Source organism: Microbacterium trichothecenolyticum (assembly GCF_000956465.1).
In the GTDB taxonomy this organism is placed as follows: Bacteria; Actinomycetota; Actinomycetes; order Actinomycetales; family Microbacteriaceae; genus Microbacterium; species Microbacterium trichothecenolyticum.
On the sequence record NZ_JYJA01000035.1, the window covers coordinates 182,802 to 199,089 of the forward strand.

The 16,288-nt window shown below is 67.2% G+C and carries 15 protein-coding genes; 3 read left to right on the top strand and 12 right to left on the bottom strand.

Annotated features, from left to right (window positions below):
• The first annotated feature begins 85 nt into the window (after positions 1-85).
• From RS82_RS11455 to RS82_RS11470, 3 genes are all read left to right on the top strand, one after another.
• Positions 86-1,744, top strand: a complete 1,659-nt coding sequence (locus tag RS82_RS11455; protein WP_045299493.1) for an FAD-dependent oxidoreductase — start codon at positions 86-88, stop codon at positions 1,742-1,744.
• 3 nt (positions 1,745-1,747) lie between these two features.
• The gene (locus RS82_RS11465; protein WP_084695595.1) at positions 1,748-3,970 is read left to right on the top strand and encodes a molybdopterin-containing oxidoreductase family protein; all 2,223 of its coding nucleotides are present in this window, start codon (positions 1,748-1,750) and stop codon (positions 3,968-3,970) included.
• Between the two features lie 83 nt (positions 3,971-4,053).
• Positions 4,054-5,022: an HpcH/HpaI aldolase/citrate lyase family protein gene (locus RS82_RS11470; protein ID WP_045299498.1), complete on the top strand. Its 969-nt coding sequence runs from the start codon at positions 4,054-4,056 to the stop codon at positions 5,020-5,022.
• A 6-nt stretch (positions 5,023-5,028) separates the two neighbouring features.
• Here RS82_RS11470 and RS82_RS20725 read toward each other — a convergent pair whose 3' ends face one another.
• The 12 genes from RS82_RS20725 to RS82_RS11530 form a co-directional block, all read right to left on the bottom strand.
• Complete coding sequence (locus RS82_RS20725; RefSeq protein WP_245619595.1) at positions 5,029-5,652, bottom strand: TetR/AcrR family transcriptional regulator; 624 nt, start codon at positions 5,650-5,652, stop codon at positions 5,029-5,031.
• 59 nt (positions 5,653-5,711) lie between these two features.
• The gene (locus RS82_RS11480) at positions 5,712-6,203 is read right to left on the bottom strand and encodes a pyridoxamine 5'-phosphate oxidase family protein (protein ID WP_045299500.1); all 492 of its coding nucleotides are present in this window, start codon (positions 6,201-6,203) and stop codon (positions 5,712-5,714) included.
• A 10-nt stretch (positions 6,204-6,213) separates the two neighbouring features.
• Positions 6,214-7,281 (bottom strand): ABC transporter permease, encoded by a 1,068-nt coding sequence (locus tag RS82_RS11485; RefSeq protein WP_084695597.1) that lies wholly within the window; start codon positions 7,279-7,281, stop codon positions 6,214-6,216.
• A complete protein-coding gene (locus RS82_RS11490; RefSeq protein WP_045299504.1) occupies positions 7,278-8,798 on the bottom strand; it encodes a sugar ABC transporter ATP-binding protein in 1,521 nt (506 codons plus the stop codon). The genes RS82_RS11485 and RS82_RS11490 overlap by 4 nt, the downstream gene beginning before the upstream one ends.
• Before the next feature lie 110 nt (positions 8,799-8,908).
• Positions 8,909-9,955 (bottom strand): acyl-CoA dehydrogenase family protein, encoded by a 1,047-nt coding sequence (locus RS82_RS11495; RefSeq protein ID WP_052676799.1) that lies wholly within the window; start codon positions 9,953-9,955, stop codon positions 8,909-8,911.
• Entirely contained in the window at positions 9,952-11,106 is a 1,155-nt protein-coding gene (locus RS82_RS11500) for an acyl-CoA dehydrogenase family protein (RefSeq protein ID WP_045299506.1), read from the bottom strand. Before RS82_RS11500 ends, RS82_RS11495 begins: the two co-directional genes overlap by 4 nt.
• A 19-nt stretch (positions 11,107-11,125) precedes the next feature.
• On the bottom strand, positions 11,126-11,929 hold the full coding sequence (locus RS82_RS11505; protein WP_211255921.1) for an enoyl-CoA hydratase/isomerase family protein: 804 nt from the start codon (positions 11,927-11,929) through the stop codon (positions 11,126-11,128).
• Positions 11,929-12,711, bottom strand: a complete 783-nt coding sequence (locus RS82_RS11510) for an enoyl-CoA hydratase/isomerase family protein (RefSeq protein ID WP_045299509.1) — start codon at positions 12,709-12,711, stop codon at positions 11,929-11,931. The genes RS82_RS11505 and RS82_RS11510 overlap by 1 nt, the downstream gene beginning before the upstream one ends.
• Positions 12,712-12,715: 4 nt before the next feature.
• Complete coding sequence (locus RS82_RS11515; protein WP_045299511.1) at positions 12,716-13,480, bottom strand: SDR family NAD(P)-dependent oxidoreductase; 765 nt, start codon at positions 13,478-13,480, stop codon at positions 12,716-12,718.
• A gap of 8 nt (positions 13,481-13,488) precedes the next feature.
• Positions 13,489-14,619 (bottom strand): thiolase family protein, encoded by a 1,131-nt coding sequence (locus RS82_RS11520; protein WP_045299513.1) that lies wholly within the window; start codon positions 14,617-14,619, stop codon positions 13,489-13,491.
• An 84-nt stretch (positions 14,620-14,703) separates the two neighbouring features.
• The gene (locus RS82_RS11525) at positions 14,704-15,459 is read right to left on the bottom strand and encodes an SDR family NAD(P)-dependent oxidoreductase (RefSeq protein WP_045299515.1); all 756 of its coding nucleotides are present in this window, start codon (positions 15,457-15,459) and stop codon (positions 14,704-14,706) included.
• Positions 15,460-15,505: 46 nt separating this feature from the next.
• Positions 15,506-16,285, bottom strand: a complete 780-nt coding sequence (locus tag RS82_RS11530) for a crotonase/enoyl-CoA hydratase family protein (RefSeq protein WP_045299517.1) — start codon at positions 16,283-16,285, stop codon at positions 15,506-15,508.
• Positions 16,286-16,288: the final 3 nt, after the last annotated feature.

Genomic DNA, 16,288 nt, shown 5'->3' on the forward strand with positions numbered 1-16,288 from the left:
TCGAACAAACTTACTTGACAACCATCAAGTTCGTGAAAGTGTAGGAGAGACGGGGCGAAGCTGTCCCGCGCGGGAGAGGTGCTTCGTGGTATTCGTCATCGCAGGGGGCTGCTGCAGTGACGCGTCGTGCGTCCCGGCGTGCCCTGTCGACTGCATCCGACCCCTGCCCTCCGACCCCACCTTCCTCACGACTCCGCAGCTCTTCATCGATCCCTCCGCCTGCATCGGCTGCGCGGCATGCATGTACGCCTGCCCCGTCTCCGCGATCCACGACGAACCCGACCTGCCTGAGGCACTAGAGCCCTTCGCCGACGTCAACCGCAGATACTTCGAAGCCCATCCGCTGACTCCGCGCTTCCTCGACATCCAAGCGCGTCGCGCTGCTTCCGCGCTCCCGGCGCGTGTCGCCGTGATCGGCGCCGGACCCTCGGGGTGCTACGCCGTAGAAGAACTCTGCGCGGTGCCGGGCATCGAGGTGACCGTTATCGACCGCTTGCCGACCCCGTTCGGTCTCGCGCGTTTCGGGGTCGCCCCTGATCACCCCGACACGAAACTCATCAGCGAGCATTTCCAGGCTGTGCTCGAGCATCCCGCCGTCACGTGCTGGTTCAACGTCGAGGTCGGCACCGACGTCACCGTCTCCGAATTACGCGCGACCCACCACGCCGTGATTTACGCCGGCGGTGCCGCCGACGACCGCCGACTCGGAATCGAGGGCGAGGATCTCGCCGGCTCGTTCTCGGCCAGGGAGTTCGTCGCGTGGTACAACGGGCACCCTGACTTCGCGGATCGCGCGTTCGACCTCGGTGGGGAATCCGCCGTCATACTCGGAAACGGCAATGTCGCTCTCGACGTCGCGCGGGCGCTCGCCCGGCCGCCCGACGCGTACGCCGCCACCGACATGGCCGACCACGCGATCGCGGCGCTGGGCAGCAGCGCGATCCGCGAGGTGCAGATCGTGGCGCGCCGTGGGCCCGCCGAGTCGGCCTGCACACTCCCGGAGCTGATCGAGTTGCGCCGCCTCCCCGGTGTCGAAGTGCGCACCGTCCCTGCAGAGGTCGCGTCGACTCAGGCCCACGCCTACAGCGAGACGGTGCGCCAGAAGATCGAGCTCTTCCAAAGCGTGGCGTCCGAACCGACACCGGTCACGCCCGGTGTGCGTCGGGTGACCTTCCGCTTCGGATGGACCCCGGAGAGGTTGCTCGGCAATGATGTCGTAACGGGCGTTGAGTTACGCCGGACGAGCGATGATGACTCCACCATGCGCGCCTCAGTGCACGGCGACCTGGTGCTGCGCGCGGTGGGGTATCGCGTGGCACCTACAGCCGAGCTGCCTTACGACGGAGCACGCAGCGCGATCGCGAACGACGGCGGCCGGGTGCTGCGGGCAGGGACGAACGAGCCGGTGCCCGGCCTGTACTGCGTCGGTTGGGCCAAACGCGGCCCGTCCGGCGTCATCGGCACGAACCGGGTGTGCTCCCGCGAGACGGTCACGCACCTCATCGAGGATCTGCAAGCCGCCGATCTGCGAAGCCTCGAGCCCGGTGTTGCGGACGCGCTGCTACGCGCACGCAAACCTTCCCACGTGACCCTCGACCAATGGCGACACATAGACCAGGCCGAACGGGCCGCCGGCCGTGACGCGCGGCCGTCGCGGCCCCGACAGAAGATCGTGCACGTCCACGAGATGCTCCACCTCGCCGCGCGACATCCAGAACCCCCGGTCGCGGACGCGAGGTCATGAGACGTGACTGCCGCGCCACCGAAGACTCTCCCCCGGGCAAAGAACCCGCGACTGCGCGAGGCTACCACGTCGGTCTCGACGTTCTGCCGGATCTGCGAGGCCGGTTGCGGTCTGATCGCCGAGCTCGATGGCGACCGCCTTGTGCGCTTGCGCCCCAACGCCGAGCATGCCCACTCCCGCGGCTTCTGCTGCAACAAGCCGCAAGGTCTGCTCGAGCTCACCTACGACCCCCAGCGCTTGACCGTGCCGATGCTGCGCTCCGGCGGACCGGGAGAATTCACTCCCATCTCGTGGGACGACGCGCTGGACATCTGCGCGACCCGGCTTCGGGATGTGCGAGACCGTCACGGGGCGATCGCGATCGCCAACCTCCGCGGCAACCCCGCATTCTTCGAGTCGGCCGGGTCGCTCTGGGGCGGTGGCTTCGCCGCGGCGCTCGGCATCACCCGCACCTACACGGTCAACGCCGAGGACGCCGCCTCACGGCTCGCGGCGAACGAAGCGTTGTACGGCGACGTCCTGCGATTCCCCCGCCCAGATCTGTGGCGGACCGATCTTGCCCTGGTGGTCGGCGCCAACCCGCTGGTCGCCCGCAGCACGCGGCTGAGCGAGCCGCAATCCCGCGAAGCGCTCGACTCGATCGTGGCTCGCGGCGGGCGCGTGATCGTGGTCGACCCGCGGCGCACGAAGACGGCCGAACGCTACGAGCACGTCAGCATCCGCCCCGGTACCGACCCATGGTTCCTGCTGGGCGTCTGCGCGGTCATCTGCGCGAGTCCGGACCTGCGGCAGCGGTCGGGCCGGGGTGCAGCGGTATCGCAACTGGACGAGTTCGCCGCTCTCGTCGCGCGTATCTCGCTCCCCGAGTGCGCGTCGCGCTGCGGAGTGCCCGTCGAAACGATCCAAGACGTCGGGGATGCCTTCCTCCGCGCAGGCGCCGCCACCACCTACGGCGGCACCGGCGCGTGTGCGCAGCGCTTCGGCACCCTCGCTAACATCCTGCAGGACTCGGTGCTCGCCCTCACGGGCAATATCGACCGTGTGGGTGGCGTGCTCGCAGGATGGGCAGCGATCGACCTCTCCCCCGCCACGCCCGGACCCCCCATCGGTACACGCCGCAGCCGTGTCGAGAAGCGTCCCGAAATCGCGGGCAGCCTGCCCAGCGCCGGACTCGCGGCCGACATCACGCATCCGGGCGAGGACAGGATCCGTGCGGTGATCATGCGCGCCAACAACTCGGTTCTCAGCAGCGGCGGAGGCGGACGCCGATTGGAAGACGCGCTGGAGCAGCTCGATTTCAGCATGGCGATGGATCTCTATGTCAACGAAACCAACCGTTACGCCCACGTTCTCTTGCCCGCGACTACGATGTTCGAGCGCGACGACTACCCCCTGAACACGGCGAACGCGCAGCTACGACCCACCGCCTACGCCACTCGAGCGGTGATCGAACCGCAGGGTGAGGCTCGCGACGCGTGGTCGGTGTTCGACGACATCTCACGCCGGATGGGACTCGGCGGCTCGTGCCCCGATAAGGAACTTGAGGCCGAGGCCGAGGCCCGAGGCGCCCGCCCGACACCGCACGAGCTCATCGACAAGCTCTTCGGTGCCGGCGCGCACCCCGACCTGCGTTTCGACGACCTGGTGACGAATCATCCGAACGGCCTCACGCTGCGTGACACCCTGCCGGAGGGACGCCTGACCGCGGGGCTGCCCACCCCGGACGGACGGGTCCGGCTGTTCTCGTCGCACCTGCAGACGGAGATCGATCGACTCTTCGCGTACGTGGAGCCCGACGACGAATGGCCGATGCGTATGGTCGGCCGTCGCGAGCCCGGGTCGCAAAACACCTGGATGCATCAGGCCACCCTGATCTACCCCGACTCCTACCGGTTCGCGGCGCACCTGCACCCGACGGACGCGGAGCGGCACGGGGTCGTCGAAGGCGAGACCGTGCTAGTGGTCTCCCCCTCAGGATCGATCAGCGTGCCCATCGCTTTCGACGACGCCATGCGGCCGGGCGTCGTCAGCATCCCAAACGGGTGGGGACACCCCGACGATGGTTCGCACAGGGGCAGCTTCGCCGAGAACCGCAACAGCAACGATCTGGTGAGTCACGAAGACGTCGAACAACTCGCCGGAATGTCGATTCTCAACGGCGTACCGATCCGGATCGAGCGACTCCTCGTCGATGCGACCCCCCACCGGAACGCAGACCACGACTAATAGCTCTGCTCCGCGCGAGCATGCCGTATATTGTTGGCTCACAAACTATGTGCAACGACAAAGCTGCCGTTCAAACAGACAGGATGCTCGTGACCACCACCGCTGACCGCCCCCGCCGATCCACCCTCGCCGTCCCTGCCTCTAATCCGCGGATGATCGAGAAGGCGCGCGGGCTCGACGTGGACGCGCTCTTCCTCGACCTGGAGGACGCTGTCGCCCCGTCGGCGAAGGCCGAAGGCCGCGCTGCAGTGGTTGCCGCATTGAACGAGGGTGGTTTCGGCGAAAAGATCCGCGTGGTTCGTGTGAACAGCTGGGACACCGACTGGACCTATCGAGACGTCGTGGACGTTGTGGAGGGCGCGGGCGCGAACCTGGACTGCCTGATGCTGCCCAAGGCCGAGTCGGCCGAACAGGTCGCCGCCCTGAGCCTGCTCCTCGACCAGGTCGAGCGCAGCACAGGGCTGGAGGTCGGACGCATCGGCATCGAGGTGCAGATCGAGAGCGCGCGCGGCCTGCGCGATATCGACGCGATCGCATCGGCGAGCCCGCGCGTGCAGACGCTTATCCTGGGACCGGCCGATCTGATGGCTTCCCTGCAGATGAAGTCGCTCGTCGTCGGCCAGCAGCCTCCCGGGTACGACGTCGGCGATGCGTACCACCACATCCTCATGAGCATCCTGATCACCGCGCGCACGCACGGCAAGCAGGCAATCGACGGGCCCTACCTCGCCATCAAGGACCTCGACGGCCTGCGCACCGTGAGCGGGCGGTCGGCGGCCCTCGGATTCGACGGCAAGTGGGTGCTGCACCCCAGCCAGGTGGAAATCGTGAACGACACATTCAGCCCGCGCCAGGACGACTTCGACCACGCGGAGGAGATCATCGAAGCGTACGCGTGGTTCACCTCCGCCAGCGGCGGCGCGCGCGGTGCGGCGATGCTCGGCGACGAGATGATCGACGAGGCGTCGCGCAAGATGGCGCTCGTGGTCAGCGCGAAAGGCCGCGCCGCCGGTATGGTGCCCACGCGGCGCTGGGCGCCACCGACCGATTGAACGGGATCAGTCTGCAGAAGCTGCGTTGAGCGTGCGGATACAGCGTTCGGTGAACTGTGTGAGCACCGACGCCGCATCGATGCTCGCGGGGTCGAGCTGCCACAGGTATCCGACCCCCCGCAGCTGGGCCACGATCTCGTTTGCGACCAGGTCGGGATCGGTCCCGGCCACAACGGAACCGTCCTGCACGCCCTGCTCGATCGTCGAGGCGATACGGTTACGCAGACGGCGGTTGAACACAACGAAGCGCTCGTGCAGCTCGGGAATCGGGCCGAGGGCTTCGAAGATCAGCGCGTACAGAGTGGTCAGCGAGCGGGGGTTGCGCTCGTATGACTGGGTGATAGCGGTCAACAGCACCCGGAGCGCCGACAGACCGTCCAGCCCCCGGGATTCGGGCTCGACGCGTTCCAGCGACCACCGGACCACGATCTCGTCGACCAGCGCCTCGAGCAGCTTCCCCTTCGAGCCGAACCGCGCGGTCGCGAGGCTCCGACTGTAGCCGGCTCGCTCGCCGACCTGGGCGAGGGTCATGCTCTGGTATCCGCCCTCGGCGATCAGCTCGCCAGCAGCTCGCAGCAAGGCTTTCGTCGACTTGTCGGACCTGACCTGATGTCCGTTCGGTTTCTGCATGGTCTGCACATGCCTGATTATAGTCGAGCGTCCACTTCTCGCCGGGAAACACGTCCGAGTCAGTCCGCACGCTGCGGCGACGCCCGACCCTTTCCCCGTTTGCCCATGTCCCATGTGATGATCCGATGCGGATGCAGCGCCAGCCACGCGTGTCGCCCGTCGGGCTCGAACACCCCGTTCGCCCGATACTTGGCCGCGAACGCCGCCTCGACGGGCTCGAGCGTCGGATCCGCCGCGGTCGTGCGCGGAACCTCGCCCACCACGCGCAGCTCCCCCTGGATCTCCACGCCCTTCAGCTCGCCGAGGTGCTCACCGGAGTCGACGACCGCGGATGCCCGCGGGTCGCGCCTAACGTTCTCCCACCGGGCGCTGCGCACGAGCGAGTTCAGCCACAGCACGCCGTCGCGCCAGACGAACCAGAGCGGCATGACATGCGGCGCACCCGTCGAGCCCAGCGTCGCCACCCGGGCGGTGCGCTGAGCGCTGAGAAAGTCGTCGCGCTCTTCGTCCGTCAGGACGATCCCGAGACTGCGTCGTTGCGGTCGCATCATGCGCGGGGCCTCACGCGAGTTTGGGTCGTTTGATCGTGCGCGTTGTGATGGCGACGGCGACGATCACGACGAGGCCTTCGACGAGGTCCTTGATCCATGGCAGATCGGGATACTGCAGTTGCAGCCCTTTCACCGCGATGGCCAGCAGGTAGAGTGCCACGATCGTGCCGAGCACGTTGAAGCGGCCGGGAAGCACCTGCGTCGAGCCGAGGAAGGCCGCGGCGAATGCTGGCAGCAGGTACGGAAGACCCGCGCCGAATGAGGCAGCGCCCAACTGCAGAGTGAGCACGACGCCCGCGAGCGACGCGAGGAAGCCCGTCAAGATGAGCGTCGCCCACTGCAGGCGGACCACCTTGATGCCGGCGAGGCGTGTCGCCTGCGCGTTCGAGCCGATCGCGTAGAGGTAACGGCCGAACGGTGTGTGCTCGAGCAGGAACCACAGCAGCAGCGTGACGATCAGCAGGTAGAACACGGTGATCGGAATCGACATGAGGCTGGCCGAACCCAGCGCCGTGAACCCTGGGTTCGTACCCGTGAGCAGGATGGTCTGGCCGTCGGCCACCCAGAACGACAGCGCCGCGAGGATCGACGACATTCCAAGGGTGGCTATGACGGCGTCCACCCCCAGTTTGGTGATCACCAGCGCATTCACGGCTCCGACGGCACCACCGGCGACCAGCGTGATCAGGATCGCCAGCACCCATGGCACGTGGAGGTAGGCGATGAGTGCGCCGAGCAGACAAATGGAGAACGACATGTTCGCCGCGAGCGAGAGATCGAACACGCCGGCCGCGAGCGACACCACGACGGCCAGCGTGATTATCCCTGTGATCGCTGCGCTCGCAGCGATCACGCGCGCGTTGGCGGGTGTGCCGAACGTTGTAGGCATCCAGAGCGAAAAGATGATGATGAGGATGACCGCGAGATACAAGCCCGAGAATTTGTCAAAGCGCAGTACGCCGAGCCAGGACGTCTTCCGGGAGCGGCCCTCCTCAGGTGCAGGCGGAGCAGTCATGGGTGCTTTCTCGGCTCCTGACGAAGTAGTCATAGGCGTGTTCTTCCCGTCGATGATGCTCATGCCGTCAGCCCCAAGCTCATGTGGACGATCCGACTCGTCCTGATTTCGTCGCCGCGCAGCTCGCCGACCACGCGACCCTGGCGCAGGATCACCACGCGGTCGCACAGTCGCTCAAGCTCCGGTTCATCTGAGGAGCACACGAGCACCGCAACGCCTTGGGCCGCGACCTCGTCGACGAGGTGGTGAATCTCCGCTTTAGCGGCGATATCGATTCCCTGTGTGGGCTCGTCGAGCAGCAGTACTCTCGGACTCGTCTGCAACCACTTGCCGATGACCACTTTCTGCTGATTTCCACCGGACAAAGCCTCGATCGACGCCTCGATCGACGGTGTCTTGACCGACATCTTGCGGACTATCTGGAGGGCCTGGCGACGATCCGCGCGCGGACGAACCCATCCGCCGGGAGCGAGACGCTTCATCGAAGCCAGGTTTGCGTTCTCTCGTACGTTCTGACCGATGACAACGCCATCGCGTAACCGATTCGCAGGAACGAGCGCGAGTCCGATCCTCCTCGCGCGATCGGGGCGCAGCTTGTCTAGCGCTGCGCCGTCAATTGTCACGTCCCCGGTGCGTGAACGGGACCCGAAGATGAGCGAGCAGAGTTCCTCACGCCCCGAACCGGTGATGCCAGCGACTCCGACCACTTCGCCGGCTCTCACGTCCAGGTCGAGCTCGGCGAGCTCCGCTCCGCCGACACCCCGAAGACGCAACAGCGTCTCTCCGAGAGCGCGATCCCGTCGCTCGACAACGCGATCGACGACGCCGCCCGTCATGAGTTCCACCAGCGAGCGCTGAGTCAGATTGCTGGCCTTTTCGGTCGCCACCAGTGTCCCATCGACCAGCACGGTGACGCGGTCGGCAAGCTCGAAGACCTCTTCAAGGTGGTGCGAAACATAGAGGATACCGACACCCTGATTTCGGACGTTCCGAATGATCTCGAAAAGGCGCTCCACCTCCGCGTTGGGCATCGTCGCTGTCGGCTCGTCGAGGACGAGGATTGACATGTCTCCCGCCGCGCTCTGAAGCGCCCGCGCGATGGCAACCGCCGTACGCTCCACGGGCTGAAGGTTGTCCACGAGGCTATTCACGTTGACCTCGTATCCAATTGCGTCCAGCGCCGCTTCAGCGCGAGCCGCTTGGTCGCGCCAGCGGATACGGCCGCCGAGCGCGGTGACGTATCCGTGGCCAAGCGCCAGATTGTCGACGACTGACATCGACGGCACCAAGCCGAGGTCCTGGTGGACGAATCGCACGCCCGCCGCATGGACAGCGTCAGGGTTGCTGAAGTCGATGGGACTTCCGTCGACAAACGCTTCCCCTCCGGGATCGGCCTGGTGAAAGCCCGCCAGAACCTTGATAAGCGTTGACTTTCCAGACCCGTTCTGGCCGACGAGCGCATGCACCTCGCCGGGCGAGATGTCAAGGGAGACGTCCTTCAGCACTTTCGTCAGGCCGAAGGTTTTTGATATCCGGCGAAGTTCCAATCGAGGCGTCGATGACGCTCCCATATCGCTCATCCTGATCCCTCCGTCGCGATCGGCACTGCTTTGGTCGAGAACCAACTACTCGGCACTGTGTGTTCCCCCGGAGGAGCGCCCTCTCATGATCGGGGACAAAAGTTAGGTTGTCAACCCACAATCTTTTCCCAAAGGTCGGCAGGGCCCGCAAGGACCGCTTCGGCGCCGACGCGGCGCGCCCATGATGGCTCGCTCCCCGCCTCGTCACGCCAGGCCCAGAGTCGGGTAGTGCTGAGTCGCAGGTCGTGCTCGTCGGTAAAACCGATAGCTCCGTGCACCTGATGGGAGAGACGGGCGATCAGACCGGCCGCATTCCGCACCGCCACACTGGCGGCGGCGACCGGCCAGATGTTTCTCGGATCACGGTCGATATGCAACGCCGCCGACTCGGCCGCGGCGGTGCACACGAGTACCTCGCCGGCCGTCTCCGCCAGGTGCTGCTGGACCGCCTGAAAGTTCTTGAGCGTACGACCGAACTGCTCTCGTTCCCCGGCATACTTTATCGACAACGTGAGCGCCCGACGCGCGGCCCCGGAGATGGATGCAGCACGCGCGAGTGCACATCGGGCGAGAAAAGCCTCCGGTGTCACTTCGGTTCCCTCCGGCAAGATGCGGACAGCGTCGACGACGACCACTCCCCGGAGGCGGACGCCGTCCCGCGGCTCACCTGCGAGGTTCGCGCCGGCACTCACATCGAGCATCGCGCGATCGACGACAACGACGTGTTCGCCGACCAGGACGACTAGGGCGGCTGCGTGGCGTGCCCAAGGGACGCGAGAAAGCTCGCCATCGATTCGCCAGCCCTCACCGTCGCGCTCAAGAACGAACCGCTCCCCAGCAACGGCGGCCGCAAGAGGACCTGCGGGGATCGGAGCACCACAAGCGGCCAGCATCCACCCAGCCAGTAGAGCCGTCTCTGCATACGGCACCGTGGCGGAGTGCTCGCCGAGTACCGCAAGAACGGACGCGGTCATCTGTACGTCGCCGCCTGACCCGCCTGAGCCCTCGTCCACGGATAGAAGCGTTACGCCCATCTGCTCGAGCGCGCTCCACAGCTCCCCGTTGAAGCGGGCGCCGCCACTCGAGTCGGTTGTCGACGGGTGGCGCTCGCACGCATCCGCAACCGCCTGGACCAAAGCTTCGGTTTCCTCGTTCATACCGCTCCTCCGAGTGACTTGGCCACAATCCCGCGCAGGATCTCGTTGGTTCCCCCACGTAGTGTGAACCCGGGGCTGTGCAGAACAGCTTCGGCCAGCATCCGCGACAGCTCGTCCGGCGACTGAGGATCGGGCTCGATATCGACAAGCGAGCGAACGGTGTCGATGAGCAGTCCCTCGAATCGGGTGCCGAGATCTTTGACCATGGCGGCCGCTACCGCGGGGTCGTCGCCCGCGTCGATTTTTCCCGCCACGGCCAGAGAGAGTCGGCGCAGCGCCCACAGCCGCGCCACCAGTCGACCGAGCTGCACCTCATCCAGAGAGGTCTGGGTATCGACCGCCCATCGCAACGCAGCGGTCAGCAGCGGGAAGGTGGAGAGGATTCGCTCAGGCCCGCTGCGCTCGATGGCGAGCTCGCTGGTCACCTGCATCCATCCGGCGCCCGGTTCGCCGAGCACGCGCGAGTCCGGCACGAACGCGTTCTCGAACACCACCTCGTTGAAGTGGTGTTCGCCGTTGAGCAACCGAATGGGACGGATCGCGACGTTCGGATGGGGCAGTTCCACGATCACCTGGGTGAGTCCGGCGTGACGGCGTTCGCTGGGCGCCTCGGTGCGGACCAGCGCGATCATCGCGTCCGCGTGGTGTGCGCCGCTCGTCCACACCTTGCTGCCGTTGAGCAGCCATCCGCCGTCCGTGCGCGTGGCGCGGGTGCGCACCGACGCCAGGTCTGAGCCTGTGTCGGGCTCGCTCATGCCGATCGCGAAGAAGCACTCGCCGCGTGCGATACGTGGGAGGAACGCCTCCTTCTGTTCCTGCGTGCCGAAACGCAGGATGGTCGGGGCCGACTGCCGATCGGCGATCCAGTGGGCGGCGACGGGCGCCCCTGCGGCGAGTAGTTCCTCGACCACGACGAACCGCGCCATGGGGCTCGCCGACGAACCGCCAAACTCGGTGGGCAGAGCCATCCCCAGCCAGCCGCGGTCGGCCAGACGTCGGCTGAACTCCGGGTCCCACCCGGCGAGCCATTGATCGCTGTGCGCTCGAAACGCCCCGCTCTCGAGCTCGCTCGCCAAGAACGCGCGCACCTCGCGGCGCAGCTTTACGAGCTCCTCCGACAGCGATACGGGCTGCAGACTCAGGAAGTCCATCGATCCGCCTTTCCGTACTTCAACTCAGGGCCCACCGGCCGGTGTAGGCCGGGGGGTCGGACTTGCCCAGGAACGCCCGGAAGGCGGCGGGAACGTCTTCGGTCGCGAAGTTGACAGCCTGTGCGGCTGTCTCGTTGGCGATGGCATCGCGCAGCGCGTTGACGGCACCTTCGTTCAAGAGCCGTTTGGTCTGCGTTAGGGCAATGGGCGGCAATGCCGCCAGCCGGGCTGCCGTCTCATCGACGAATGCGTCGAGCTCGTCCTGCGGCTTGACCCACGTGACGAGACCGAGGCGGTACGCCTCGTCGACATCGATGACCTCGGCCAGCAATGCGAGACGCTTGGCCTGCTGCAACCCGACGATATGGGGAAGCAGCCACGACCCGCCGAAGTCGATCGAGAGCCCCCGTAGGGCGAAAATCTGCGAGAACCGGGCGCGAGACGAGGCGATCACCAGATCGCATGCGAGCGCCACGTTAGCCCCCGCGCCCGCCGCGACGCCGTCGACGCGGGCGATGACCGGCATCGGCAGCTCGAAGAGGGCCATCGCCACATCGCCGATCCGCGAGAGGCGGCGGATCGGATGCTCCACCTGTGTGCTCTTGGCGACGTCCGCCCCGGCGCAGAACGCGTCTCCGCTGCCCGAAATCACCAGCACACGGACGTCGGAACGCATGCGCAGCTCGGTCAGGAGCTGCGTGAGCGTACGCCACATCGACTCGTCGACCGCGTTCTTGCGCTCGGGACGATTCAGGGTGATGCGGGCGATGCCGTCGACAACCGAGAAGAGGATCGCGTCATCAGGTGCCATCTGGTTCTCCATCAGCGTCCCTCGAAACTCGGCTGCCGCCGCTCGCGTAGAGCGTCCCGCGCCTCGCGTGCGTCATGCGTGGCGTATACCACGCCCATGTGCGATGAGATCAGATCGAGCGAGGTCCGCAGGTCGGCGTCCGCCGACTGATACGCGGCCCGCTTGATCATCTGCACGTTGATCGGAGGCTGGCGCACCAGCTTTGCCAGGAACGCATCGCGAGAGTCCCCGAAGTCGTCGTCCTCGTAGACGTGGCTGACGAGACCGATCCGCAGGGCTTCCTCCGCGTCGACGAAGTCGCCCGTCCACAGCAGCTCGAGCGCGCGCTGCATCCCGACGATCCGCGGCAGGTAATAGCAGCCGCCGTCACCAGGGACGAGGCCGAGCTTGATGTAACCCTCCGAGACGCGCGCAGAGCGCGTCATCAGGCGGATGTCGCACATGAGGGCCATATCGAGCCCGGCTCCGACCGCCACGCCGTTGATCGCGGCGATGAGCGGCTTGTCCAGGTCGTCGGCCGCGCGTGCGACCTCGTGGACGCCGTGCGTCAGCATCCGCTTGATGGCGAGCGGCTCCTCGCCGACCGCCTCGAGCACCGAGAGATCGACTCCCGCGCAGAACGCGTCGCCCGCACCCGTCAGCACGACCGCGCGCACCGTCGGATCCGTGCGCGCGGAGCGCAGCGCGGCCGCCCACTGATCGATCATCGCGAACGTGAAGGCGTTCTTGGCGTGCGGACGGTTCAGCACGATCGTGCCGACTCCGTCGGACACGGTGTACTCGAGATCGGCCACGAGGCTACCGAGGGGCCATGCGCAGCGCGCCGTCGAGACGGATGGTCTCGCCGTTGAGGTAGGCGTTCTCGAGGATGTGCACCGCGAGCTGCGCATATTCGTCGGGCTGACCGAGGCGCGGCGGGTTCGGAACGCTGGCGGCGAGCCCTTCGCGCACGTCGTCGCGCAGGCGAGCCAGCAGCGGCGTGTCGATGATCCCAGGGGCGATCGTCGCCACCCGGATGCCGCGGCTGGCCAGGTCCCGTGCGGCGGTCAGGGTCATTCCCACCACGGCGGCCTTTGACGCAGTGTAGGGGATCTGTCCGATCTGTCCCTCATAGGCCGCGACCGACGCGGTGAGCACGATCGCGCCGCGCTCGCCCTCGATGACGTCGTGCTTCGCGATGCGCGCGGCGCCCAGGCGCAGCGCGTTGAAGGTGCCGACCACGTTCAGCTTGATGACGAACTCGAAGTCCTCCTGCAAGCCCGGGTTGCCCTCCTTGTCGAGGAGTCGGAGACGGCGTCCGGCGCCGGCGCAGTGCACCACACCGCGTAGCTCGCCCAGCTCCTCGGCGGCGTCGAGAGCCGAGCCGAACGACTGCTCGTCGGTGACGTCGCCGGGCGTGAACACGGCGCCCTCGCCGAGCGAGGCGGCGATCGCCTCTCCGTCGGAGGTGGGCAGGTCGACGAGCGCAACCTTCGCGCCCAGCCCGTGCAGGCGATTGGCGGTGGCGAGGCCGAGGCCCGATGCGCCGCCGGTGATGGCAATGAGCGATCCCTGTACCTTCATGGTTTCTCCTAGATCAATTCGAGAATCGTCGCGTTCGCGAGGCCGCCGGCTTCGCACATGGTCTGCAGGCCGTAGCGGATGCCGTTATCGCGCATGTGGTTGACCAGTCGCGTCATGAGAATCGCGCCCGATCCGCCCAGGGGGTGGCCCACCGCGATGGCCCCGCCCAGCGGGTTCATCAGGTCGGGGTTCGCCCCGGTCTCGCGCAACCACGCCAGAGGAACCGGCGCGAAGGCCTCGTTGACCTCGAAGGCGCCGATGTCCTCGATCGAGAGCCCGGCCTTCTTGAGCACGAGCTGCGTGGCGCGGATCGGTGCCGTGAGCATGATGACGGGGTCATCGCCCGCGACAGCGGAGCTGTAGATGCGCGCGATGGGTGTTAGGCCCTGCTCGCGCGCGAGGTCGGAGGTGGTGATCAGCAGCGCGCCGGCGCCGTCAGAGATCTGCGAGGCGTTGCCCGCACTGATCACGCCGTCGTCCTTGAACGGCGTCGCCAACGTGGCGAGCTTCTCGAGGCTGCCGCCTCGACGCAGACCCTCGTCGGCGGTGACGCCGTTCGTGGGAATGATCTGCGACGCGAAGGCACCCGCATCCAGCGCCGCAGCCGTCAGCGCGTGCGAACGCAGGGCGTACTCATCGAGCTGCGTACGCGAGAAGCCCCAACGCTCGGCGATCATCTCCGCGCCGATGCCTTGGCTGAAGCCGTCGACGCCGTAGCGCTCGAGCACCTCGGTCGGCACCGGCTGGCCGCCCTTGGCGGAACTGCCCATGGGCACGCGGCTCATCGACTCGACACCACCGGCGACCGCGAAGTCGTAGTGCCCGGCTATTACACCGGCGGCGGCGAAGCTCACCGCCTGCTGGCTGGATCCGCACGCCCGGTTGACGGACGTACCGGGAACGGACTCGGGCCATTCCGCGGCGAGCACCGCGTTGCGGGCGATGTTGCCCGACTGGTCGGCAACCTGGCTCACGCACCCCCAGATCACGTCGTCGACCCGGGCGGCGTCTAGTCCGGTTCGCTCGACGAGTGCGCGCAGCACCACGGCCGACAAGTTGGCGGGGTGCACCTCCGACAGGCCTCCCGCGCGCTTGCCGATCGGCGTCCTCACGGCGTCTACGATGACCGCGTCTCTCATGCTCTTCTCCTCTTGCTTCGCAACGAGCGGCTGCGGCCGTCGTCGCCTCGGATCTGCGTCGGGCGGGGACTTTCCCGCACCGTCCTACTGTTTGGCGGTCTCGCCACCGTCGATGACGTAGATGGCACCGGTTACGAACTTCGCGAGCGGCGACGACAGGTAGCACACCAGTGGCCCGATCTCGTCGGGCTCGGCCATGCGGCGGGCCGGGATCTTGCGCACCCGCTTGGCCAGGATGTCGGCGTTGCCGGTGACGTACGCCTGAGCCTCGGTCGAGAAGGCGCCCGGGGCGATCGCGTTGACCTGGATGTCGTGGCGCGCCCATTCGGCGGCGAGCGCCTTGGTGAGCTGGATGGCAGCACCCTTCGACGCGGAGTACGCCGCGAGGGTCGCCTTGCCGAGGATGCCGGACGTCGACACGATGTTCACGATGCGCCCGCCCTCGCCCTGAGCGATGAACGTTCGACCGGCCGCCTGCGAGAGGACGGCGATGGAGGCGACGTTGACCTCCATCGTCTCATCGAGAACAGCCATGTCCATCTCGAGGAAGTTCGCGGCCGGAGCGATGCCGGCGTTGTTGATGACCACGTCGAGGCGTCCGAGACGCTCGACGGCGATCTCAGCGAGTGCCGCGACCTGCGCCCGATCACGCATGTCGCATACCTGCGGATGGATCGATCCGGCGTAGCTTCCGCGGGCGAGCACCTGCAGGCTCGCTTCGCTGCGCCCCACCGCGAGGACGTTCGCGCCCTCGTCGGCCAGCGCGCGCGCGGCCGACCAGCCGAGCCCCCGGCTCGCACCGGTGACGATGACGCCCCGTCCCTCGAGTTTCAGATCCATGACACCCCTCTCGCCGCGCGCGCGGTCTTCGCGCCCGCGTTCGTGTTCACGCGCCCGTCCACACCGGCGGACGCTTCTCGGTGAAGGCCCGTGCACCCTCTTTGGCGTCGGACGACGACCGCACCGGGTCGCACAGGTCTGACTGGAGTTGGAACGCCTCGTCGGCCGGCCAGGCCGGGCTCTCCTGCAGGATCCGCTTGGTGACGGCCAGTGCGAGGGGTCCGTTCGCCGCGATCGAGCGGGCGAGTTCGTTCGCGACCGCGAGGGCCTCGCCCTCCGGTGCCATGCGGTTCACGAGCCCGTACTCGCGCGCGGTCGCCGCGGTCATGGGCTCGCCGGTGAGGGCGATCTCCATCGCGACGTGGTACGGGATGCGACCGGGAAGCCGGAGCAGTCCGCCGCCGGCTGCGACGAGCCCGCGCTTGACTTCCGGCAGAGCGAAGAAGGTCTTCTCGGTCGCGACGACGAGGTCGCACGCCAGGACGATCTCGAACCCGCCTGCCACGGCGGGGCCCTCGATCGCCGCGATCAGGGGCTTGCGCGGCGGCTTCTCGACAAGCCCCGCGAAACCGCGGCCGGGGGTGAGCGGGCGCTCTCCGCGGAGGAAGGCCTTGAGGTCCATGCCGGCCGAGAACGTGGGGCCGTTGGCGGAGAGGATTCCGACGCGCAGGTCGTTGCGCTCGTCGAGTTCGGTGACCGCCGCGTCGATCGCGGTCGCGAGCTCGAGGTTCACGGCGTTGCGTGCCTGCGGACGATTGAGCGTCATGATGCGGACGCCGTCTTCGTCGTGGATGAGCAGCGGCTGCTCCGTCGTCTCGTCTGTCATGGG